Raw genomic sequence first — 20,905 nt, forward strand, 5'->3', positions numbered from 1 at the left:
GACAACGCAATCTTTGTATAAATAAAGGGCAGTCAATTTTGAAACCAATCAAGAAGAGCATTTCCTACGGGCGCCATCGACTGACCCTGGAGACAGGCGAAATCGCAAGGCAGGCGCATGGTGCAGTCATGGTTTCCCTGGAAGATACCGTGGTGCTCGTTACCGTGGTGGGTGCGAGGAATGCCAAGCAAGGCCAGGATTTTTTCCCACTGACGGTGGACTACCAGGAGCGGAGCTATGCCGCCGGCAGGATTCCCGGAAGTTTCTTCAAGCGCGAGGGACGCCCTTCCGAGAAGGAGATTCTGACTTCCCGTCTGATCGATCGGCCCATACGGCCGCTGTTTCCGGAGCGCTTCTACAATGAGGTGCAGATCGTTGCCACCGTCCTGTCCTCCGACAGCGAGATCGACGCGGATATTCCCGCCATGATAGGCGCTTCGGCCGCGCTGGCGCTTTCGGGCATTCCCTTCGACGGTCCCATCGGCGCTGCGCGGGTCGGTTATCTGAACGGCGAGTATGTGCTCAATCCGACCACGACCGAATTGAAGCAGACCGAATTGAATCTCGTGGTCGCGGGTACGCAGCAGGCCGTGCTGATGGTGGAATCCGAGGCCCTGGAATTATCCGAGGAGGTCATGCTGGGTGCGGTCATGCATGGCCACCAGCAGATGCAGACCGTGATCGACGCCATCAATGAACTTGCCGATGAAGCGGGGGCCGCTGCGTGGGACTGGGCACCCGCGGAAACGGACGGTGCGCTCGCCGAGAGAATTGCCGGCCTGGCCGAGGCCGATCTGCGTCATGCGTTCCAGTTGAAGCAGAAACAGGCGCGATCCGAGGCGATAGATGATGTCTGGAAGAAGGTTTTTGCCGAAGTCGGGGTCGATACCGAAGGCGGGCCGGACGGTCAGCGCGTCAAGGAGATCTGCTTCGCCCTCGAATCGAGGATCGTGCGCTCCCAGATTCTCGATGGCGAGCCGCGCATAGATGGTCGCAACACGCGCACCGTCCGTCCCATCACGATCCGCAGCGGGCTGCTGCCGCGCACGCATGGTTCCGCACTGTTCACTCGCGGGGAAACCCAGGCGCTGGTGATCGCGACGCTGGGAACGGGGCGCGACGAGCAGAAGATCGATGCGCTCCAGGGGGACTACTCCGAGCGTTTCATGCTCCACTACAACATGCCCCCCTACGCCACCGGGGAGACCGGTCGCGTGGGCACCCCCAAGCGCCGCGAGATCGGGCATGGCCGCCTGGCCAAGAGGGCCCTGGTGGCGGTGCTGCCTTCTGCCGAGGAATTTGGCTATTCGTTGCGGGTCGTGTCGGAAATCACCGAATCGAACGGTTCGAGTTCCATGGCCTCGGTATGCGGCGGCTGTCTGGCCCTGATGGACGCCGGTGTGCCCCTGAAGGCGCATGTGGCGGGGATCGCCATGGGGCTCATCAAGGAGGGGAATCGGTTCGCGGTGCTGACGGACATACTCGGGGACGAGGACCACCTGGGCGATATGGATTTCAAGGTGGCGGGCACCGAAAAGGGCATCACCGCGTTGCAGATGGATATCAAGATACAGGGCATCACCCGCGATATCCTGCACGCCGCCCTGGTGCAGGCGCGAGAAGGCCGCATGCACATCCTGGAGATCATGAAACAGGCGCTTCCTGCCACGCGCGAGGACATCTCAGAACATGCCCCGCGCATCATCAAGATAAAGATCAATCCGGAAAAGATACGCGACGTGATTGGCAAGGGGGGGGCGGTCATCCGTGCGCTGACCGAGGAAACCGGCACCACCATCGACATCACCGACGACGGCACGGTGATGATCGCCTGTATCAATGCCGAGGGCGGCGAGCTGGCGAGAAAGCGCATCGAGGACATCACCGCCGAGGTGGAGGTGGGGCGGATCTACGACGGTACCGTCCTGAAGCTGCTGGATTTCGGTGCGATCGTGAGCGTTCTCCCGGGCAAGGATGGCCTGCTTCACATTTCCCAGATCGCCAACGAGCGTGTCAACAGCGTTGCCGATTACCTCAAGGAAGGTCAGGCAGTGCGCGTCAAGGTATTGGAGGCCGACGACAAGGGGCGGCTGCGGCTCAGCATGAAGGCGGTCACCGTGGTGGAGATCGTCGACAGCACCGACAGCACGATTTCCTGATACCGGAACGCATGTCGCCGCTCTCCTGCGCCTGGCAGGGCGCGGGCCTCAGAAAACGGGGGAGAATCCATTCTCCCTTGTGACCGGGAGAGCCGCTGCGGTCGGGAAACGTGCCGATGCGCCAGCGATGGCCAAGACATCCTCTTCTACTTGGCGACCTGTCTTTCCCTGATTTCGTCCAGCGTCTTGCAATCTATGCAGAGTGTGGCGGTGGGGCGGGCCTCCAGGCGTTTGAGGCCGATTTCGATGCCGCAGCTTTCGCAGTAGCCATAATCTCCGGTATCTATCTTGGCGATGGTTTCCTCGATCTTCTTGATCAATTTGCGTTCGCGATCGCGATTGCGCAACTCCAATGCCATGTCCGACTCCTGGCTGGCACGGTCGTTGGGATCGGCAAAAATGGTGGCCTCGTCCTGCATCGTATGAACCGTGCGCTCGATGTCCTGGCCCAATTCGGTCTTGATTCCCTCCAATATGCTACGAAAATGCATGAGCTGTCTGGAACTCATGTAGCTTTCCCCCTTTTTCGGCTTGTAGGGGGCCGCTGGTTTACGCAATTCTTGCGGCATGTGAGGTCCCTTTTATATTCGGTGACGTATCAAGGTTGTGGATGGTGCAGAAAAAGATCATATCCTAAATCGGAGGGGTTGGGCGCAACGGAATCGTTTCTGCCGGAGTGTGGCCGGGATGCACGACTGAAGCAGCGTGTGCGGACGCCGCGATTCGGCGTCCGGCCGTAGCCTCGCGCTCACCGCGCCAGCGCACCTTCGGGTGCAGGCAGGCGCCGGCTTGGAATTTTACTGGAATGCCCGCAGGTTTGCAGCAATGAGCCGGGAATCCGCCTCGCCTTCCGGCCGGACTGCCGGGAGCCTGCAGAGGGGAATGGCAGCCTGTCGCACCTCGCCGGAAACTGTGCTATGTTACCGGCAGGCCATCGCTGGCTTCGACAAGAATGGTCTCGGTGGCTATATGCATGTTCGCGTGTCGAGTCGTCCCGGAAGGAATAAGGGGGAGATTCCGGCTGGCTTGGGCACCTACACTCATCGGAATTACCCATACAGGAGAAAACGTCATGTCCAGAAAAAAATCCATCCTTTCCGTCGCTGTCGGATCTGCCTTCGTCCTCGGTTTCGGTAACGTGGCCACGGTTTCCGCGGCCGACAACCCTTTTTCGGTGCAGCCTCTAGAAAAGGGCTACATGGTGGTCGATGCCCATCAATACGGGGAAAAGACCAGCGGGGAAGGCAAGTGTGGCGAGGGGAAATGCGGGGAAGGCAAGTGTGGCGGCAAGAGCCAGAATGCGTGCGGCGAAGGAAAATGCGGCGCAGCCATGGCGGACGCGAACAATGACGGCAGAATCACCCGAGAGGAGTGGGCTGCGCATCACGACGCCATGTTCAAGCGCATGGATGCCAACCAGGACGGCTACATCACCAAGGAGGAAGCGAAGAGCAAGGCCAAAGAAGGCAAGTGTGGCGGTGCCAAGTAGGCGGCGATAGAGATACCGGCCGTTCGTTCGGCCAGGGGCCGGGGGATGCTGCGTGCATGTGAGCGAACCCGGCTTCTTCCATCGGTTTTCGGGTTGAGTCCGCATCCTTGCGTCGATGACCCTCGTTCCCCTGCCGTCTCGTCATCGTGAAGACCATGATGAAATCCTTGCAGCGTATCAGCGCAGGCCTCGGTTTCCGGCGTGAGCTGATTGCCGAGTTGAAGGTGCGCGTTCCCGCCGCCATCGACTTCTTCGAAATCGCGCCCGAGAACTGGATCGACCTGGGGGGCGCGGCAGGAAGGGATCTGCGCAGCTTCACGGAGCGCTATCCTTTCGTCTGCCACGGCCTGTCGCTCTCCATCGGCGGCCCTGCTCCCCTGGATGAGGAATTGCTGCGCGGGATACGACGGTTTCTGGACTGCCATCGGATCGACCTGTATACGGAGCATCTCTCGTACTGCTCCGACGACGGCCATCTCTACGACCTGCTGCCCATCCCATTCACGGAAAAGGCGGTGGGCTATGTGGCCGGGCGTATACGCCGCGCCCAGGACATCCTGGGGCGCCGCATCGCGCTGGAGAACGCTTCGTTCTACGTGAAGGCCCCGATCGCGGACATGAGCGAGGCGGAATTCATCCTTGCCATCCTGCAGGAAGCGGACTGCGATCTGCATCTCGATGTCAACAACGTCTATGTCAACAGCGTGAATCATGGCTATGATCCTGTCGAATTCATCCGCTCGATGCCGGGCGAGCGCATCGCCTATATGCACGTCGCTGGCCATTACCGGGAAAGTGAACGCCTGATCATCGATACGCACGGCGCGGATGTCATCGATGCAGTGTGGTCGCTGCTGGATCAGACCTATCGCATCCATGGCGTGGCACCCACACTGTTGGAACGCGATTTCAATATTCCGCCGCTGCATGAACTGGTGCAGGAGGTCGAGCGTATCGGCCTCATCCAGTCGCGGCATGCGAGAGTGGGCCATGCCTGCACCACTGCCTGAATTCCAGCGCTATCAATATGCCTTCGCCGCCCATCTCCGCGACCCGCGGAACAATGCCCGGCCCCAGGGGACCGACGCGGCGCGCATGCGGGTGTACCGGAGGCTGGTCTACGGCAACATCGACGGCTTCCTGCTGACCTGTTTTCCCGTGCTGAGGAAAGTGCTGGGCGCGCGCCGCTGGGAGCGGCTGGTGCGCGCGTTTGTGGCCGTGCATCGCAGCCGATCGCCTTATTTCCGGGACATCCCGAATGAATTCGTGGGGTTTCTTCAGGACGAATGGGTGCCGCTGCCCGACTATCCCGAGTTCATGCTGGAACTGGCGCACTACGAATGGGTGGAGTTGGCGCTCGCCACGTCGATGGGAGTGCTGGACTGGGAGCGGATCGACGTGGACGGGGACCTGCTGGCCCGGCGTCCTGTGGCCGCACCGGCGCTGGCCAACCTGTGCTACCGCTGGCCCGTGCATCGCATCCGGCCAAGGACCCGCGTCACGCCGGGGGAGACCCGGCTGCTGGTATTCCGCGATGCCGGAGAGCGCATCCGCTTCATCGAGATCAATGCATTCACCGCGCGTCTGATGAGTCTGCTGGAGAGGGAGGAGCATACCGGTCGCGAGGCGCTCGCGATCATAGCAGCGGAGAGCCGCCACCCCGTTCCCGACGCCGTGATCCAGGGGGGGGCCGCAGCCATGCAGGACCTGCGATCGCGCGGAGCGTTGCTGGGAGTCCTGCGCGAGGGTCGCTGACGAACCCCTTGCGACTCAGAGGACGTAGCGGGCCAGATCCTCGCTTTGCGACAGGCCGCCGAGACGCACGTCGACGTAGGTGGCATCGATGGTGATGGCATCACCACTGTGCTTTTCGGCATCGAAGGACACATCCTCCAGAAGCTTTTCCATGACGGTGTGAAGCCGTCTTGCACCGATGTTCTCGGTTTTCTCGTTGACCGTATAGGCGATCTCCGCCAGTCGCTTGACCGCCTCGGGCGTGAACTCCAGCGTGATGTTCTCCGTTTTCAGCAACGCCTCGTACTGGCGCACCAGGCAGGCGTCGGTATTGGTGAGTATCTGCACGAAATCATGGGCGGTCAGGCTGCCCAATTCCACGCGGATGGGGAAACGGCCCTGCAGCTCGGGGATCAGATCGGAAGGCTTGGAGAGATGGAAGGCACCACTGGCGATGAACAGGATGTGATCCGTCCTGATCATGCCGTACTTGGTTGAAACGGTTGTGCCTTCCACCAGCGGCAACAGGTCCCGTTGCACACCCTGTCGCGAGACGTCCGCACCGGAGGTTTCGGAGCGGCTCGTGATCTTGTCGATTTCATCCAGGAAGACGATGCCGTTCTGTTCCACGTTCCGTACCGACTGCACCTTGAGCTCCTCATCATTGACCAGCTTGGAGGCCTCCTCGTCGATGATGAGCTTCATCGCTTCGCGAATCTTCAGCCTGCGGGTCTTTTTTCTTTCCCCGCCCAAATTCTGGAACATGCCCTGAATCTGCGTGGTGAGTTCTTCCATTCCAGGGGGTGCAAAGATCTCCATGTGAGCATGCGCCCCCGCCACCTCGATCTCGATCTCCTTGTCGTCGAGCTCGCCCTCGCGCAATTTTTTTCGAAATTTCTGCCGCGCCGTACCCTCGTTCTCTACCGTTTCGGATTGCGGTATCAGTTCTCGTGCGGGAGGCAGCAGTACGTCGAGGATACGCTCCTCGGCATGATCTTCCGCGCGCGCCCTCACCTTCTGCGTCTCCTTCTCGCGCGCCTGCTTGATGGCGGACTCCACCAGGTCGCGGACGATGGAATCCACGTCACGCCCCACGTAGCCCACCTCCGTAAATTTGGTTGCTTCCACCTTGATGAAGGGCGCATCCGCAAGTTTAGCGAGCCGGCGGGCGATCTCCGTCTTTCCGACACCTGTCGGGCCGATCATCAGGATGTTCTTCGGCGTGATCTCCTGCCGCAGGGGTTCCTGCACCTGTTGCCTGCGCCAGCGATTGCGGAGGGCGATGGCAACCGAGCGCTTGGCGGCATCCTGTCCGATGATGTGCTTGTCCAGTTCCTGGACGATTTCCTGCGGGGTCAGTTGCGACATGATTTCAAGGGCGTCGGTGGCAAGGCGGGGGTACGAGGAAAAAAGGGAATACCCGAGGTCCGACAGGGTATCTGGCTGGTTGAGGGTGGACCCTCAGTCATGGCGGACGGAAGGATTCTGCATGCAGCAATCACCCCAGGGTTTCGATCACATGATTCTGATTGGTATAGATGCACAGGTCGCCGGCAATGGTCAAGGATTTCCTGACGATCTCCAATGGGGGCAGATCGGTGTTTTCGAGCAGCGCCCGCGCTGCCGAGTGTGCATACGAACCGCCGCTGCCAATGGCGGCGAGTCCCAACTCGGGCTCGATGACGTCGCCGGAACCCGTGATGATGAGGGTGCTCTCATGGTCCGCCACCACCAGCATGGCCTCCAGGCGGCGCAGAATGCGATCGGTGCGCCAATCCTTGGCCAGTTCCACTGCCGAACGCATGAGATGTCCCTGATGCTTTTCCAGCTTGCCCTCGAAGCGTTCGAACAGGGTGAAGGCATCCGCGGTACCGCCTGCAAAACCGGCCAGTATCCTTCCATGGTAGAGTCGGCGTACCTTGCGGGCACTGGCCTTGGCCACGATGGCACCCAGCGTGACCTGCCCGTCGCCGCCAAGCGCCACCTGGGCGCCGCGCCGCGCAGAGAGTATGGTGGTGCCGCGAAAGTCTGCCACGTCCCGGAATGAAAAAGGAAAGCGTCGATTATACTCAAATCGGGCGAGAGGCACTCGTTATCGGCGTATTTTCGATGGCGGTCGCCGGATCGTCCCGGTGGCCCTGTCCGCATCGAGGTCAGGGCCGGCGTCGGCCGCATGCACGGTTCAGGCTTCCGGCACCCGGATCATCCACACCCTTGATGCCGATTCGATAAATGGGGTCGAGGTGACATGAACCGCTCCGGGTTCCGGGGACACTCCTTACCTTTCATCTTTCGGGGAGTCCCCGTCGGGCGCATGGTCGGTCATGCCTGCGCGGGACTTTTTAGCCCGCGGATGCGCGACGTCGTACACCTTGGCAAGGTGCTGGAAATCGAGGTGCGTGTAGACCTGGGTGGTGCTGATGCTGGCATGCCCCAGCATTTCCTGTACCGCGCGCAGGTCGCCGCTGGACTGCAGCACGTGGGATGCGAACGAGTGTCGCAGCACGTGGGGGTGGATGCCGGAGTCGATACCCTGCCGGACGGCCTGGCTCTTCAGTCGCTGGGCGATGGACCGCGAACTGATGTCGTTTCCGTGCCGGGACAGGAACAGGGCGGTGGCGCCGGGCCGGGCCAGCGTCTCCCGCAGTGCCAGCCAGGCATGCAGGGCGCGTCTTGCCGCCGCGCCCACTGGTACGATCCGGGTCTTGCCGCCCTTGCCGGCGACACGCACCGTTTCGTCGTACAGATCCAGATCCTGCGATCGCAGGTTGGTGAGTTCCGCCAGCCTGAGCCCCGAGGAGTAACATAGCTCGAACATGGCCTTGTCCCGCATCGCCATCGGATCGCCGCCGGGGTTGAAGTCCAGCAGTCTCGCAGCCTCGTCGGGAGTCAGGGTACGCGGCAGGGGGCGGGGAGACCGGGGCGCGCGCACGCCTGCGCACGGGTTGCTGGTGTAGCCGTGGTTGCGCATCAGGTAGCGATAGAATCCTCTCCATGCCGACAGCATTCTGGCGAGACTTTTTCCCGAGAATCCCTTGCCATGGCGCTGCGCCACGAAGCGGCGAATATCATATACCCGCAACTGGTCGAGCGGCGTTTCCCCTGCCGAATAGAGCAGCACCGAGATGTCGCGCGAATAGTTCCCGCAGGTATGCGTCGACAAGCGGCGCTCATTGGCAAGATGGGACACATAACTCGCGGCAAGCATGGATCCCGTGTCATTGCGCGCGCTGACGGTGCTAGTCACGCCTCGGTGCCTCCATTGCCCGTGGATGGCCGATATCGCACCGATGCGGCGCTTACGAGTTCACCGAGCCGCGTCAGATAAAGGGTGCCCATTTCCGGGTAGAAGCGCTGCGGATCCTCGCTTCCCAGTACCAGCAGGCCAAAGGTGCGCTGCCTCCGCAAAGGGATCGTCGCGAAGGAACGCAGGTGGCCCGCGCCTGTTCCGAACCAGTTCCTGATTTCGTCCGGCACGTGGTGGCCGCAACGGGGCTGCAGCAGGTCTTCCGCCAGGGTGCGGGCACTCGGGCTCACGGGCGCCAGTTCGGGAGGTGCCGGATCGGCGACGATGTCCCACAGGCGCAACGTCACGTGGGGAATCAGAAATTCTCCGCGCAGGTGGGAATCCAGCCGTTGCAGAAGATCGCCCAGGCAGGTGCAGCCGAGCAGCATGATTGCAAGGCGATGCAGTTTCTGGCCCAGGGTATCGTTTTCTTCCCCGAATCTGATCAGTTCAGCCAGCCTGTCCTGCAGGATATGGTTCTTGTCCCGGAGTACTGCTACCTGCCGCTCGCTGATGGGGATGGTCCTGCCGTCGTGCCGGCATGGAATCCGTATCTCTGCCAGGATGCCGGCGTGTTCGTCGAAGAATTGCGGGTGTTCCTGCAGATAGCGAACGACCTCTTCCGGATCGAGCTTCACCCCTTTTGTCTCCATCTCCCGGTCGTCATGCCGCAAGGAGCAGCCGGAATGTCCTTCATGAAGCGTTCGCCAGGTCGATTTCGCCGTCGAACACGAAAGTGGCGGGCCCCGTCATCCATACTGGCCGATTTTCTCCCTCCCAGCATATAGCCAGACTGCCCACGCGAAAGCGGACTTCGACCTCGGAAGCGAGCAGGCCCCGCCGGATGCCGGCCACCACTGCAGCGCAGGCGCCCGTACCGCACGCCAGCGTCTCGCCCGTGCCGCGTTCGTACACCCGCAGCCTGATGTGTCCTCGATCCAGCACCTGTGCGTATCCGACATTGACGCGGCGAGGGAAGCGAGGATGGCCTTCGATCAGCGCACCCTCGGTTTGCACCGGCGCCCGATCGACGTCATCCACCCACCGCACCGCGTGAGGATTGCCCATGGAAACGGCGCTGATTTCCACGCATTTCCCATCGAGCTCGAGCGGATAGACCGGCGCGTATCCATCCGCGATGAAGGGAATGGCATCCGGTTCGAATCGCGGTACGCCCATGTCGACGGCGACGTTGCCATTTGGTTCGAGCCGCAGCGTGATCAGGCCGCCGCGGGTTTCCACACGGATTTCATCCTTGTTCGTCAACCCGCGATCATGAACGTATCGCACGAAGCAGCGCGCGCCGTTTCCACACTGCTCCACCTCGTTTCCATCGGCGTTGAAGATCCGGTAGCGGAAATCGGCGTCATCCGTGGCAGGAGACTCTATAAGCAGGATCTGGTCGCAACCGACGCCGAAGTGGCGATCGGTCAGGTGTCGCCGCTGTGCCGGATCGAGGTGAATGGACTGGCGGATGCCGTCAATGACGACAAAATCATTGCCCAGCCCATGCATCTTGGTGAATCTGAGCTTCATCGGCCGGTGATTCCTGCCTTCATCGCGAATTGGTCCCGAGCGTACATGGATCAGTGCGAGTGTGTTACAGGACGAAATTCCTGTCAATCGGCGGTCGCAGCAGTCATGCCGTCATTTCGAGCCGGGGCCCACGCCGGATTTGCACGGGCGCCCTGGCCACCGCCAGATTAACCAGGGGGTATCGCGTTTTTCGAGCTTGTCCTTCTTAATCCGCACATAATTTGGTATCCTGCGGTTTTTCCTGAATGCCAACCGACCGCGTACCCATGAGCGACTACCTGTTTACTTCCGAATCCGTGTCCGAAGGCCATCCCGACAAGGTGGCCGACCAGATCTCAGACGCCGTCCTGGATGCCATCCTGGAGCAGGACGTCAATGCCCGGGTGGCCTGCGAGACTTTATGCAGCACCGGCCTCATCGTGATGTCCGGCGAGATCACCACCACGGCCAACGTCGACTACATGCAGGTTGCGCGGGCGGCCGTCAGGCGCATCGGCTACAACGGCTCGGACATCGGGTTCGACTACCATACCTGCGCCGTCCTGACCGCCTTCAACAAGCAATCTCCCGATATCGCCCAGGGAGTCAATCGCACCAAGGAAGAGGAAATGGACCAGGGGGCCGGCGACCAGGGGCTGATGTTCGGCTATGCCTGCGACGAGACGCCGCAACTGATGCCGATGCCGATCTACTATGCCCATCGCCTGATGGAGCGGCAGGCGGAGCTCAGGCGGGACGGGCGCCTGCCGTGGCTGCGTCCGGATGCCAAGTCCCAGGTGTCGGTGCGCTATCACAATGGCAAGCCGCAGCGTATCGAAACCGTTGTGATCTCGACCCAGCACGACCCCCAGGTTTCCCATGAACAATTGAGTGAAGCGGTGATCGAGGAGATCATCAAGCCGGTGCTTCCGAAGAACATGCTGAACGGACAGACCCGCTACCTGGTCAATCCAACCGGCCGTTTCGTGGTAGGAGGGCCCATGGGAGACTGCGGACTGACGGGTCGCAAGATCATCGTGGACAGTTATGGCGGGACGGCTCATCATGGCGGCGGCGCCTTCTCGGGCAAGGACCCGTCCAAGGTCGACCGCTCGGCCGCCTACGCCTGTCGCTATGTCGCCAAGAACATCGTCGCTGCCGGCATCGCCAGTCGCTGCGAGGTTCAGATAGCATATGCCATCGGGGTTGCACGGCCGGTTTCGCTCATGGTCGACACCTTCGGCACCGGCAAACTTCCCGATACCGAGATCGTCACCCTGATCGAAAGGCACTTCGATCTGCGTCCGCGCGCCATCATCCATACGCTCGACCTGCTGCGCCCGATCTACCAGAAGACGGCTGCCTACGGCCACTTCGGGCGCGACGAGCCGGAATTCACCTGGGAAGCCCTCGACAAGGCCGCGCAGCTGCGCGCCGATGCCGGCTTCGGTACGGCTGCTGCGGTCGCAGTGATATAGCCGGGCAGACAGGTCCAGGCCACAGACATACCGGATTCAATTCCCCCGGTCGAGGAGCGCTGCAACGGGTATATCCCGCGAGGCTCGGCCGGGAAGGATCGTCACAACTGCGCTCGTCCATTTCCGGAGACTGATTCCATGAGCGCTGTGCTTGGTTCCACTTCCACCGCTGCATCCTCCCCGAAGAGAGCCCTCCCCGACCACGCGGTAGCCGACCTGTCCTTGGCGCCGTGGGGCCGCAAGGAAATCGCCATCGCCGAGACCGAGATGCCCGGCCTGATGGCGTTGCGGGAGGAATACGGCGATGCGCGTCCCCTGGCGGGTGCGCGCATCGCCGGCTCCCTGCACATGACGATCCAGACAGCGGTGCTGATCGAGACCCTGATCCATTTGGGAGCCGAGGTGCGCTGGGCTTCCTGCAACATCTTCTCCACCCAGGATCACGCGGCTGCAGCCATCGTTGCGGCAGGTATGCCGGTTTTCGCCTACAAGGGCGAATCGCTGGAGGAGTACTGGGAGTATGCCCACCGCATTTTCGAATGGACCGATGCCTCGGGCGCGGATCACGGGCCCAACATGATACTGGACGACGGCGGCGACGCGACGTTGCTGGTGTTACTCGGAAGCCGGGCGGAACGGGATCCTTCGGTCATTGCGCATCCCGGGAGCGAGGAGGAGCAAGTGCTGTTCGCGGCCATCCGCAAGCGGCTGGAGCGCCAGCCGGGATGGTATTCCAGCAGGCTTGCGGCGATTCGCGGCGTGACCGAGGAGACCACCACCGGCGTGCATCGCCTGTACGAAATGCACAAGCGCGGCGAATTGCCGTTTCCCGCATTCAACGTCAACGACTCGGTCACCAAGTCCAAGTTCGACAATCTCTACGGTTGCCGCGAATCGCTGGTGGATGGCATCAAGCGCGCCACCGACGTGATGATCGCCGGCAAGATCGCGCTGGTGTGCGGCTACGGCGACGTGGGCAAGGGCTGTGCCCAGTCCCTGCGTGGCCTGGGTGCGACCGTATGGGTGACCGAGATCGATCCGATCTGCGCCCTGCAGGCGGCGATGGAAGGCTACCGCGTCGTCACCCTGGACGAGGTCTGCGACCAGGCCGACATCTTCGTCACGGCCACCGGAAACCTGCGCGTGATCACCCATGAGCACATGCTGCGGATGAAGGATCAGGCCATCGTCTGCAACATCGGCCACTTCGACTCGGAAATCGACATCGCTTCCATTCAGCAGTACCCATGGGAGAACATCAAGCCGCAGGTGGATCACGTCGTCTTTCCGACAGGGCGGCGCATCATCGTCCTGGCGCAGGGGCGTCTGGTGAATCTGGGCTGCGCCACCGGCCACCCCTCGTTCGTCATGTCCAGTTCTTTCACCAATCAGGTGCTGGCGCAGATCGAACTGTGGAAGAACGGTGCGGATTATCCACAAGGCGTCTACGTACTGCCCAAGCACCTCGACGAAAAGGTGGCGCGCCTGCATCTGGGCAAGCTGGGCGCGAAGCTCACCATCCTGACCGACGAGCAGGCGCGGTACCTGAACCTGGACAGGAACGGACCCTACAAGCCCGCGATGTACCGGTACTGATTCGCGCGCAGGCATCGTACCCGATCGAATCCCGGATGATGGAATCCCAGAAGAGATTCGTGCCGACTTTCAGTTTCGAATTCTTCCCGCCACAGACGGCGGATGGGATGGAAAAACTGCGCGCGACCTGCAGGCAACTGGCGCAACTCGATCCGAAATTTTTTTCGGTGACGTTCGGGGCAGGGGGGTCCACGCGGGACCGCACGCTGGAGGCGGTGCTGAAGATCCAGGCAGAAGGCCATGCCGCGGCGCCGCATCTTTCCTGTATCGGTTCGACGCGGGAAAGCATACGTGCCATGCTGGAAAGATACCGGGAGGTCGGCATCCGCCACATCGTCGCTCTGCGGGGTGACCTGCCTTCGGGCATGGCGCAGTCGGGGGAATTCCGCTACGCGGAGGAATTGGTCAGATTCATTCGCAAGGAGTTCGGAAGCGCATTCCACATCGAGGTGGCGGCGTACCCGGAGTACCATCCCCAGGCACCCTCGGCGCAGGACGATCTGCTGAATTTCCGACGGAAAGTGGAGGCGGGGGCGGATTCTGCGATCACCCAGTACTTCTACAACGCGGACGCCTACTTCAATTTCATCGATGCCTGCGAGGCGATGGGGATCGATGTTCCCATCGTGCCCGGTATCATGCCCATCAACAAATTTTCCCAACTGGCGCGGTTCTCGGATACCTGCGGCGCCGAGATTCCCCGTTGGATCAGGAAAAAGCTGGAGGGTTATGGGGATGACGGCGCTTCCATCCGCGCATTCGGGCTGGATGTGGTCACGGACCTCTGCGACCGGCTACTCAGTGCCGGCGCGCCGGGGCTGCACTTCTACACGCTGAATTCGGCGGGGCTGACGACGACCATCTGGCAGCGGCTGGGCCTGTAGCACACACCTCGCCGCTGCTTGCTTCCTGCCTAGGCTATCGCCTCTTCCTTGGCGGGGCTGGACTGCTGCAGGGCAGGGTGGCTCGCATAAGCGCGGTGTGCCGCCGCTTCGGCGGACCCAGGCTCGACCTTCCTGCCCATGTCGGAGAATACCGTTTCCAGCGCATTCAGGCACAGCACGACATTCTCGACCTTGCTGGAGTAGCCCATCAGGCCGAAGCGCCAGATCTTGCCTGCCAGATCGCCCAAGCCGGCGCCGATCTCCAGGCTGTAGTCGTCGAGCAGCCTGCGCCGCACCTCCTTCTCGTCGATGCCGGCCGGGACATGCACCGAATTGAGCTGTGGCAGGCGCGCCGCCTCCTCGACCAGGTAGCCCATACCCAGCGTCTCCAGTCCGGCCTTGAAGGCAATGTGGTTACGCCGGTGGCGCGCCCAGGAATGTTCGAGTCCCTCCTCGTACAGCATCACCAGGGCTTCATGTAGGCCGTACAGGGCGTTGGTGGGCGCGGTATGGTGGTAGGTGCGGGTGGAGGTGCCCCAGTAGCCGAGCAGCAGGTTCAGATCCATGAACCAGCTCTGCACCTTGCTCTTGCGGTTCCTGACCCGCTCCGCCACGCGTTCCGAGAAGCTGATCGGCGACAGCCCCGGCGGACAGGACAGGCATTTCTGGCTGCCGGAATAGATCGCGTCGATCTTCCATTCGTCCACCTGCACCGGCGAGCCGCCCAGCGAAGTGACGGTGTCCACGATGGTGAGGCAGTCGTGGCGCTGTGCGATCTCGCACAGCAGCCGGGCGTCCGAGAGGGCGCCGGTCGAGGTTTCCGCGTGCACGAAGGCGACGACCTGGGTGTCGGGATTCTGCTTCAGCGCATCCTCCAGCTTCTGCGGATCGACCGGAGCCCCCCACTTGTCTTCCACCACGACCGCGGTACCGCCGCAACGCTGCACGTTTTCGATCATGCGTCCACCGAACACGCCATTGCGGCAGACGATCACCTTGTCGCCGGGATTGACCAGGTTGACGAAGCACATTTCCATGCCGACCGATCCCGGACCGGATACTGGAAAGGTCAGCAGGTTGGAGGTTTGGAAGGTGTAGCGCAGCAGGCTCTTCAGCTCTTCCATCATCTCCGTGAAGACCGGATCGAGGTGGCCCAGCGTCGGCCGTGCCATGGCCGACAACACGCGCGGGTGCGTGTCCGAGGGCCCAGGCCCCATCAGGACGCGTTGCGGGGGATAGAAGGTACCGATCTGCGCGGCGGGTCGAAAATTAGGGGTGGTCATGGGTTGGTCCTGGTCTCGTGGGCGGGCGGGCTTGATGAAAACGTCGATTCTATCAAGGGATGCGGCCCTAGGCTAGCGTACCAGCAGCATGGGCCGGATGGAAAGCGTTCGTGCGATCCCGTCCGCCGCCTGCCGTGCTGCGGCATGATCGGGAAAGGGTCCGGCGTGCACCTTGAACAGGCCATCCCGGGGGACGATGCCCAGTACATGGCTCAGCGCCGGCAGTTCCGTCCGCATATGGGCGAGGAAGCTGTCCGCATTGTCGTAGGCGGCAAAGGCGCCCAGTTGCAGGTAGATGCCGCCCGTGTCCGGCAAAGCCGGCATATTCGTGGTTGCGGCATCGGCCGTCCCGGCCCGGTTCTGCACCGGCGGCGCATCCTGTGGAGGTGAAGCAGACGTCGTCGTCGCTGCGGCGGCGGGAGACTCCGCACCCGGCAGGATGCTTTCCACCTCCACCCAGCCGCTGCCGCCATCCAGCACGCCCAGCTTGAAGGCGGCGGTGTAGGAGAGATCGATCAGGCGATCGGAATGGAAAGGGCCGCGGTCATTGACGCGCACGATCACGGACCGTCCGCTGTCAAGGTGGGTGATACGGGCGTAGCTGGGCAGTGGCAGCGTGGGATGCGCGGCGGTCATGGCGTACATGTCATAGACCTCACCGGACGCGGTCTTCTGACCGTGGTAGCGGCGGCCATACCAGGAGGCGATGCCCCGTTCCCGATAGGGATCCAGGGTGGTCATCGGCGTATAGGATTTGCCCAGCGCGACGTACGGCCGCATGTTGGCTGCGCGCAGGGGCTCGGCCCGTGGAACGGCGTCCGGGATCGAGGCCAGGTCGCCCGGCGGATCGTCGCCCGGCCCGTCGTCGAGATAATAGCCGCCCTTCTTTGCAGCGGTGCCGGATTTCACCGGGGCGGCGGAAGGCGTCCTCCCGCTCCCGTCGCGTTTCAGGAAGCTGCCGCAGCCGGCCAGGAATATCACCATCACGGCCACGCCACATAGTCTGTAGCAACTCATATGTTTCGTTTCCACGGCGAAGAGCATTTCGGAGGCGTCTTCAGGTTTTCACCAATTTGGGGTGCGTCCGGATGCTCATCAAAATACCAAACCCGAGCAGCATTGTCACCATCGAGGTTCCGCCGTAGCTGATCAGCGGCAACGGTACCCCCACTACCGGCAGGATGCCGATCACCATGCCGATGTTGACGAATATATAGGTGGAGAATGTCAGCGTGATGGATCCGGCGATCAGCCGGGTGAACTGGGTGGAGGCGTTGGCGGCGATCATCAGGCCGCGGGCGATGACGATCAGGTACAGCAGGAGCAGCAGCGAGTTGCCGATCAGGCCGAATTCCTCCGAAAATACTGCGAAGATGAAATCGGTGCTCCGTTCCGGCAGGAAGTCGAGGTGGGTCTGCGTGCCCTTTCGCCACCCCTTTCCCAGTATGCCTCCCGAACCGACGGCGATGGTGGACTGGATGGTATGATACCCTGCCCCCAGCGCATCCTGAGTCGGGTCGAGCAACGTCATGACACGCCGCCGCTGGTAGTCGTGCATCATCGACCACAGAATGGGCAGGCTCACTGCGCCCGCGACCAGCAGCGCGGCCATGATGCGCCAGGACAATCCGGTGAGGAACAGGACGTAGAAGCCGCTGGCCGTGATCAGCAACGCTGTTCCCAGGTCCGGCTGGCGCAGGATCAGCACCACCGGAATCAGCAGCAGTGCCGTCGCGATCGCGTAGTCGCGCAGCCGCAGGGTGGTTTCATGTTTGTCGAAGTACCATGCCATCATCAGCGGCACCGCCACCTTCATCAGCTCGGAAGGCTGGATGCGGGTCACGCCGATGTTCAGCCAGCGGCGGGCGCCGTTGTTGATCTCGCCGAACAGCGCCACACCGAGCAGCAGGATCAACCCGATCACGTACAGGGGAAGCGCGATGCGCATGATATGCTGCAGGGGGATGTACGCCACCAGCCACATGATGCCGAGCGCGACCAGCATGTTGACCGCCTGATTGGTGACACGGCCCAGGTTGGCATCGGTGGCGCTGTAGAGCGTGGCGAGCCCTGTCAGCATCAGCAGCAGGATGCCGCTCAGCAGAAAGCCGTCCACATGGCGCGTGAGATAGTGCCACCAGCGCAACCGCTCAATCGTAGGCGCCGTTCTCATCTTCCGGAATCGAGTTGGCCACCTGCTCGGCAGGCAACCTGCCGAGCAGGTGGTAATCCATCACCAGCCTTGCGACCGGCGCGGCGGCCGCGCCGCCATGCCCGCTGTTTTCCACCAGCACCGCCAGGGCGATGCGTGGCGCCTGGGCAGGGGCGTAGGCGACGAACAGCGCATGGTCCCGGTGGCGCTCCTGAATCTTGTTCTCCACGTACTTTTCTCCCTGCTTCATGCCGATCACCTGGGATGTCCCCGTTTTTCCGGCAAAGGTGTAAGCGGCGCCGGCGCCGGCCAGTGCTGCGGTGCCGCCGGGCTGGGTGACTGCGACCAACGCGTTGCGGATGTGCTCCAGATTGACGGGATCGAGATCCAGCGTGTAGAGGGGCTGCGCGGTGATCTCCTGGATGTCGTCGTCCTTGCTGTTGCGGATGCGCTTGACCAAATGGGGCCGGAAAGCGGTACCTCCGCTGGCGAGAATCGCGGTTGCGAACGCCAGCTGCAGCGGTGTGGCGAGGTTGTAGCCCTGGCCGATGCCCACCGAGATGGTATCCCCCGCATACCATTTCTGCTTGTAGCGCTTCATCTTCCATTCCTGAGAGGGAAGAAGTCCGCCGGCTTCGCCTTCGATGTCGATGCCGGTTTTCTTCCCGAGACCGAACTGGCTGACGAAATTGAAGATGCTGTCGATGCCGAGATCGTGGGCGAGGCCATAGTAGTAGGTATCGCACGATACCACCAGGGACTTGTGCAGATCCACGTAGCCATGGCCGCCCGCCTTCCAGTCGCGGAAGCGGTGGCTGCTGCCGGGAAGGCTGAAGTACCCGGTGTCGCTGATTTCCTGTCGTGGCGTGCGCTTCTTCAGTTCCAGACCCGCCAGCGCCATGAATGGCTTGAAGGTGGAGCCGGGAGGGTAGAGGCCGCGCAGGGCGCGGTTGTTCAGAGGCCGGTCGATGGAGTTGTTCAGCAGGTCCCAGTTCTCGGAGTCGATGCCGTCCACGAACAGGTTGGGATCGAATCCGGGCTTGCTGACGAACGCCAGGACGTCGCCGGTGGCCGGATCGATCGCCACCAGTGCGCCGCGCCGGTCCCCGAAGGCTTTCTCCGCGACTTCCTGCAGCCTGATGTCGAGCGACAGGGTCAGGTCGTTGCCCGATACCGGGGGAGTACGGGAGATCACCCGTATGATCCGCCCGGCCGCATCGGTTTCCATCTCCTCGAAGCCCGTGATGCCATGCAGTTCCTGTTCATAGCTCTGTTCGATGCCGATCTTGCCCATGTACAGGGAGCCACGGTAGTTGGCCAGATTCTTGCCCGCCTCCAGTTGCTCCAGATCCCGATCGTTGATGCGGCCGATATAGCCCACCACGTGCGATGCGATCTCTCCCTTCGGATATTGCCGGAACAGGCGCGCCTTGATCTCAACACCCGGAAAGCGGTAGCGGTTGGCGGCAAAGCGCGCCACTTCCACGTCCGACAGGCGCGTCCGGATAGGCAGGCTTTCGAACCGCTTGCTCTCGTCCATCAATTTCCTGAAACGCTTGCGATCCCTGGCGCCTATTTCGACGATGGTGGACAATTCATCGATGAGCGCCTCCAGATTCGCTGTCCTGTTGGGCACGATTTCCAGCGTATAGGCCGAGTAGTTGTGCGCCAGTACTTCGCCGTTGCGATCGAAGATCAGTCCCCGGTTCGGGACGATGGGCGCGATGGAGATACGGTTGGCTTCCGCCAGCGTATGGTAGTGGTCTCGCTGCGACACTTGCAGGTAGAAAAAGCGCGAAAACAGGAGAAGAAACAGCAGCAATACGAAGCCTGCGCCTATTCCCAGCCGCATGTGGAAGAAGCGAAGTTCGCGTGGATGGTTGCGAAGCTCTACCCTGCGTTTCATAGCGTATTCGATTCGGTCCTTCTGGGCTTCTGGGGAGCCCTCAGCACCGAGGCGAGCAGCGGCCACAGCAGGGTACCGGTCACGCTGCCGAGGAAGAAATCCCACGGTGGGAAATCCATGCCGTTCAGCAGCCAGGTCAGCAGCATGACGGACTGCCCGGCGAGCAGTATCAGCCCCATCTGGGGCGCCTGCTGCAGCAAGCCGAAGTTGTGCAGGCGCCGATGGAACAGCAGGGCGATGAATGCCATGATGCTGTAGGCCAGGGCATGCTGCCCGAAGATGGCTGCATTGCCCACGTCCATCAGCAGCCCCATGCTGAAGGCGCTGGTCATGCCCACCCGCTGGGGCTGATTGATGCACCAGTAGAGGAGCGTCATGGCGGCGAAATCCGGCCAGAGCGCATGCAGGACGTCGGTCAGGGGTGCCAGGCTCAGAAGTATCGACGCGACCAGGCTCAGAAGGATGAAGGAGCCTCTGACGGGTCGAAGGATCTCTTCTCGAGGATGATCAGCGAACGCCAACTTCTTTTCGCTTCCTGCCTTCGGGCTGGGAGTCGGAAGGGAATGCTTCCGCAGGATTCTCCATGGCGGGCGTCAGCATGGACAGGATCAGCAGTTGTCGGTGGTGGCCGACATTCGCTGCGGGGGCGCAGGTGACGCGGGCAAAGACATACGATGGGTTGCGCTCGATCTTGGAGACCGTCGCCACGGGGAGGCCGGGCGGATAGACGCCGTCTATTCCGGAAGTAACCAGCATGTCGCCTTCCTCGATATCCGTATTGACCGCGACGTAGCGCAATTCCAGCGTGCCGTCCTTGCCGGTGCCTGACACCACCGAACGCAGGCCGTTGCGCACGATCTGCACCGGTACCGAGTGATCCTTGTCGGTAATGAGCGTAACCTCGGACAACCAGGGAGCATCGCGGGTGACCTGCCCCACCACGCCCACGTCGTCCACCACGACCTGGCCAGGCTTGATTCCATGCCGGCTGCCCTTGTCGAGGATCACCTTGCGATTGAACGGGTCGTGCGGCACGTGCAGGATCTCGGCCATGACTGCATCATTTTCAACCCGCTGGGTGGCATCCAGCAGCTTGCGCAGTTGCGCATTCTCGGTCTTGAGCGCATCCAGTTGCTGCAGCTGCCGCCGATCCGCAAGGCGTTGACGCCGCAGGTGGGCATTTTCTTCCGCCGCATGCCGGCTGGCGAAAAAATCATCCACCTTGTCATGGACCACCACCGGAACGTTCGCCAGCCGTTGCAATGGATAGGTGATGACGCTGAGGGCCTGGCGAATCTCGCGCAGGTACTTGAACCGGGTATCGATTACCATCAGCAGCAGGGAGAGCAGCACGAAGAACCCCAGGCGGGCCGGCAGGCTGGGACCCTGCCTGAAAAACTGGGGTGTTGTCTCCATTGCGTAC

Annotated in this window: 19 protein-coding genes and 1 riboswitch; of the genes, 7 read left to right on the forward strand and 12 right to left on the reverse strand. The window is 61.9% G+C overall.

From position 1 onward, the window contains the following. Positions 1–38 precede the first annotated feature (38 nt). Positions 39–2,159 carry a polyribonucleotide nucleotidyltransferase gene (gene pnp / locus BT108_RS00055; RefSeq protein WP_072292521.1) on the forward strand — a complete coding sequence of 707 codons (2,121 nt, stop codon included), beginning with the start codon at positions 39–41 and terminating at the stop codon, positions 2,157–2,159. 146 nt (positions 2,160–2,305) lie between these two features. Here pnp and dksA read toward each other — a convergent pair whose 3' ends face one another. After that, a complete protein-coding gene (gene dksA, locus BT108_RS00060; RefSeq protein ID WP_072292522.1) occupies positions 2,306–2,728 on the reverse strand; it encodes an RNA polymerase-binding protein DksA in 423 nt (140 codons plus the stop codon). Between the two features lie 503 nt (positions 2,729–3,231). Between dksA and BT108_RS00065 the strand changes: the two genes are divergently transcribed. From BT108_RS00065 to BT108_RS00075, 3 genes are all read left to right on the forward strand, one after another. Then, positions 3,232–3,648 (forward strand): HvfA family oxazolone/thioamide-modified RiPP metallophore, encoded by a 417-nt coding sequence (locus BT108_RS00065; RefSeq protein WP_072292523.1) that lies wholly within the window; start codon positions 3,232–3,234, stop codon positions 3,646–3,648. A gap of 158 nt (positions 3,649–3,806) precedes the next feature. After that, positions 3,807–4,658 (forward strand): HvfB family MNIO-type RiPP peptide maturase, encoded by an 852-nt coding sequence (locus BT108_RS00070; RefSeq protein ID WP_072292524.1) that lies wholly within the window; start codon positions 3,807–3,809, stop codon positions 4,656–4,658. After that, on the forward strand, positions 4,639–5,403 hold the full coding sequence (locus BT108_RS00075; protein WP_072292788.1) for an HvfC family RiPP maturation protein: 765 nt from the start codon (positions 4,639–4,641) through the stop codon (positions 5,401–5,403). The genes BT108_RS00070 and BT108_RS00075 overlap by 20 nt, the downstream gene beginning before the upstream one ends. 15 nt (positions 5,404–5,418) lie before the next feature. Here BT108_RS00075 and hslU read toward each other — a convergent pair whose 3' ends face one another. From hslU to dapF, 5 genes are all read right to left on the reverse strand, one after another. Then, entirely contained in the window at positions 5,419–6,750 is a 1,332-nt protein-coding gene (gene hslU / locus BT108_RS00080) for an ATP-dependent protease ATPase subunit HslU (protein WP_072292525.1), read from the reverse strand. Between the two features lie 130 nt (positions 6,751–6,880). Next, positions 6,881–7,417: an ATP-dependent protease subunit HslV gene (hslV, locus tag BT108_RS00085; RefSeq protein WP_072292526.1), complete on the reverse strand. Its 537-nt coding sequence runs from the start codon at positions 7,415–7,417 to the stop codon at positions 6,881–6,883. Between the two features lie 243 nt (positions 7,418–7,660). Continuing rightward, positions 7,661–8,590, reverse strand: coding sequence for a tyrosine recombinase XerC (gene xerC / locus BT108_RS00090; protein ID WP_072292527.1), 930 nt, complete (start codon positions 8,588–8,590; stop codon positions 7,661–7,663). A 35-nt stretch (positions 8,591–8,625) separates the two neighbouring features. Then, a complete protein-coding gene (locus BT108_RS00095) occupies positions 8,626–9,306 on the reverse strand; it encodes a DUF484 family protein (RefSeq protein WP_083566081.1) in 681 nt (226 codons plus the stop codon). Positions 9,307–9,361: 55 nt separating this feature from the next. Then, positions 9,362–10,204 carry a diaminopimelate epimerase gene (dapF, locus tag BT108_RS00100; RefSeq protein ID WP_072292528.1) on the reverse strand — a complete coding sequence of 281 codons (843 nt, stop codon included), beginning with the start codon at positions 10,202–10,204 and terminating at the stop codon, positions 9,362–9,364. A gap of 266 nt (positions 10,205–10,470) precedes the next feature. On the opposite strand from dapF, the gene metK reads away from it, so the two are divergent. The 3 genes from metK (at position 10,471) to metF (ending at position 14,141) form a co-directional block, all read left to right on the forward strand. Then, positions 10,471–11,661: a methionine adenosyltransferase gene (gene metK / locus BT108_RS00105; RefSeq protein WP_072292529.1), complete on the forward strand. Its 1,191-nt coding sequence runs from the start codon at positions 10,471–10,473 to the stop codon at positions 11,659–11,661. A gap of 45 nt (positions 11,662–11,706) precedes the next feature. Then, positions 11,707–11,783: riboswitch (S-adenosyl-L-homocysteine riboswitch) on the forward strand. Between the two features lie 16 nt (positions 11,784–11,799). Beyond that, on the forward strand, positions 11,800–13,257 hold the full coding sequence (ahcY, locus tag BT108_RS00110; RefSeq protein WP_072292530.1) for an adenosylhomocysteinase: 1,458 nt from the start codon (positions 11,800–11,802) through the stop codon (positions 13,255–13,257). Positions 13,258–13,295: 38 nt separating this feature from the next. Beyond that, a complete protein-coding gene (gene metF, locus BT108_RS00115) occupies positions 13,296–14,141 on the forward strand; it encodes a methylenetetrahydrofolate reductase [NAD(P)H] (RefSeq protein WP_072292790.1) in 846 nt (281 codons plus the stop codon). 29 nt (positions 14,142–14,170) lie between these two features. Here the strand turns inward: metF and BT108_RS00120 are convergent, their stop codons facing one another. The 6 genes from BT108_RS00120 to mreC all read right to left on the reverse strand — a co-directional run bounded on the left by BT108_RS00120 (position 14,171) and on the right by mreC (position 20,898). Then, entirely contained in the window at positions 14,171–15,424 is a 1,254-nt protein-coding gene (locus BT108_RS00120) for a pyridoxal-phosphate-dependent aminotransferase family protein (protein ID WP_072292531.1), read from the reverse strand. Positions 15,425–15,496: 72 nt separating this feature from the next. Continuing rightward, on the reverse strand, positions 15,497–16,441 hold the full coding sequence (locus BT108_RS00125; RefSeq protein ID WP_255369548.1) for a septal ring lytic transglycosylase RlpA family protein: 945 nt from the start codon (positions 16,439–16,441) through the stop codon (positions 15,497–15,499). A gap of 40 nt (positions 16,442–16,481) precedes the next feature. Beyond that, positions 16,482–17,597, reverse strand: coding sequence for a rod shape-determining protein RodA (gene rodA / locus BT108_RS00130; protein ID WP_072292533.1), 1,116 nt, complete (start codon positions 17,595–17,597; stop codon positions 16,482–16,484). After that, a complete protein-coding gene (gene mrdA, locus BT108_RS00135) occupies positions 17,575–19,482 on the reverse strand; it encodes a penicillin-binding protein 2 (RefSeq protein ID WP_072292534.1) in 1,908 nt (635 codons plus the stop codon). Before mrdA ends, rodA begins: the two co-directional genes overlap by 23 nt. Further along, a complete protein-coding gene (mreD, locus tag BT108_RS00140; RefSeq protein ID WP_072292535.1) occupies positions 19,479–20,003 on the reverse strand; it encodes a rod shape-determining protein MreD in 525 nt (174 codons plus the stop codon). The genes mrdA and mreD overlap by 4 nt, the downstream gene beginning before the upstream one ends. Then, entirely contained in the window at positions 19,990–20,898 is a 909-nt protein-coding gene (gene mreC / locus BT108_RS00145; protein WP_072292536.1) for a rod shape-determining protein MreC, read from the reverse strand. Before mreC ends, mreD begins: the two co-directional genes overlap by 14 nt. Positions 20,899–20,905 lie beyond the last annotated feature (7 nt).

It is taken from the genome of Nitrosovibrio sp. Nv17 (assembly GCF_900119085.1).
Lineage (GTDB): Bacteria > Pseudomonadota > Gammaproteobacteria > Burkholderiales > Nitrosomonadaceae > Nitrosospira.

What these genes read in the sequence shown, in the direction of transcription:
- BT108_RS00125 (WP_255369548.1), bottom strand. Translation starts at nt 16,441, where the DNA reads ATGAGTTGCTACAGACTATGTGGCGTGGCCGTGATGGTGATATTCCTG.
- rodA (WP_072292533.1), bottom strand. Translation starts at nt 17,597, where the DNA reads ATGAGAACGGCGCCTACGATTGAGCGGTTGCGCTGGTGGCACTATCTC.
- xerC (WP_072292527.1), bottom strand. Translation starts at nt 8,590, where the DNA reads ATGCTTGCCGCGAGTTATGTGTCCCATCTTGCCAATGAGCGCCGCTTG.
- BT108_RS00070 (WP_072292524.1), top strand. Translation starts at nt 3,807, where the DNA reads ATGAAATCCTTGCAGCGTATCAGCGCAGGCCTCGGTTTCCGGCGTGAG.
- ahcY (WP_072292530.1), top strand. Translation starts at nt 11,800, where the DNA reads ATGAGCGCTGTGCTTGGTTCCACTTCCACCGCTGCATCCTCCCCGAAG.
- hslU (WP_072292525.1), bottom strand. Translation starts at nt 6,750, where the DNA reads ATGTCGCAACTGACCCCGCAGGAAATCGTCCAGGAACTGGACAAGCAC.
- metF (WP_072292790.1), top strand. Translation starts at nt 13,296, where the DNA reads ATGGAATCCCAGAAGAGATTCGTGCCGACTTTCAGTTTCGAATTCTTC.
- mreC (WP_072292536.1), bottom strand. Translation starts at nt 20,898, where the DNA reads ATGGAGACAACACCCCAGTTTTTCAGGCAGGGTCCCAGCCTGCCGGCC.
- BT108_RS00065 (WP_072292523.1), top strand. Translation starts at nt 3,232, where the DNA reads ATGTCCAGAAAAAAATCCATCCTTTCCGTCGCTGTCGGATCTGCCTTC.
- mrdA (WP_072292534.1), bottom strand. Translation starts at nt 19,482, where the DNA reads ATGAAACGCAGGGTAGAGCTTCGCAACCATCCACGCGAACTTCGCTTC.
- metK (WP_072292529.1), top strand. Translation starts at nt 10,471, where the DNA reads ATGAGCGACTACCTGTTTACTTCCGAATCCGTGTCCGAAGGCCATCCC.
- dksA (WP_072292522.1), bottom strand. Translation starts at nt 2,728, where the DNA reads ATGCCGCAAGAATTGCGTAAACCAGCGGCCCCCTACAAGCCGAAAAAG.
- dapF (WP_072292528.1), bottom strand. Translation starts at nt 10,204, where the DNA reads ATGAAGCTCAGATTCACCAAGATGCATGGGCTGGGCAATGATTTTGTC.
- BT108_RS00120 (WP_072292531.1), bottom strand. Translation starts at nt 15,424, where the DNA reads ATGACCACCCCTAATTTTCGACCCGCCGCGCAGATCGGTACCTTCTAT.
- BT108_RS00075 (WP_072292788.1), top strand. Translation starts at nt 4,639, where the DNA reads ATGCCTGCACCACTGCCTGAATTCCAGCGCTATCAATATGCCTTCGCC.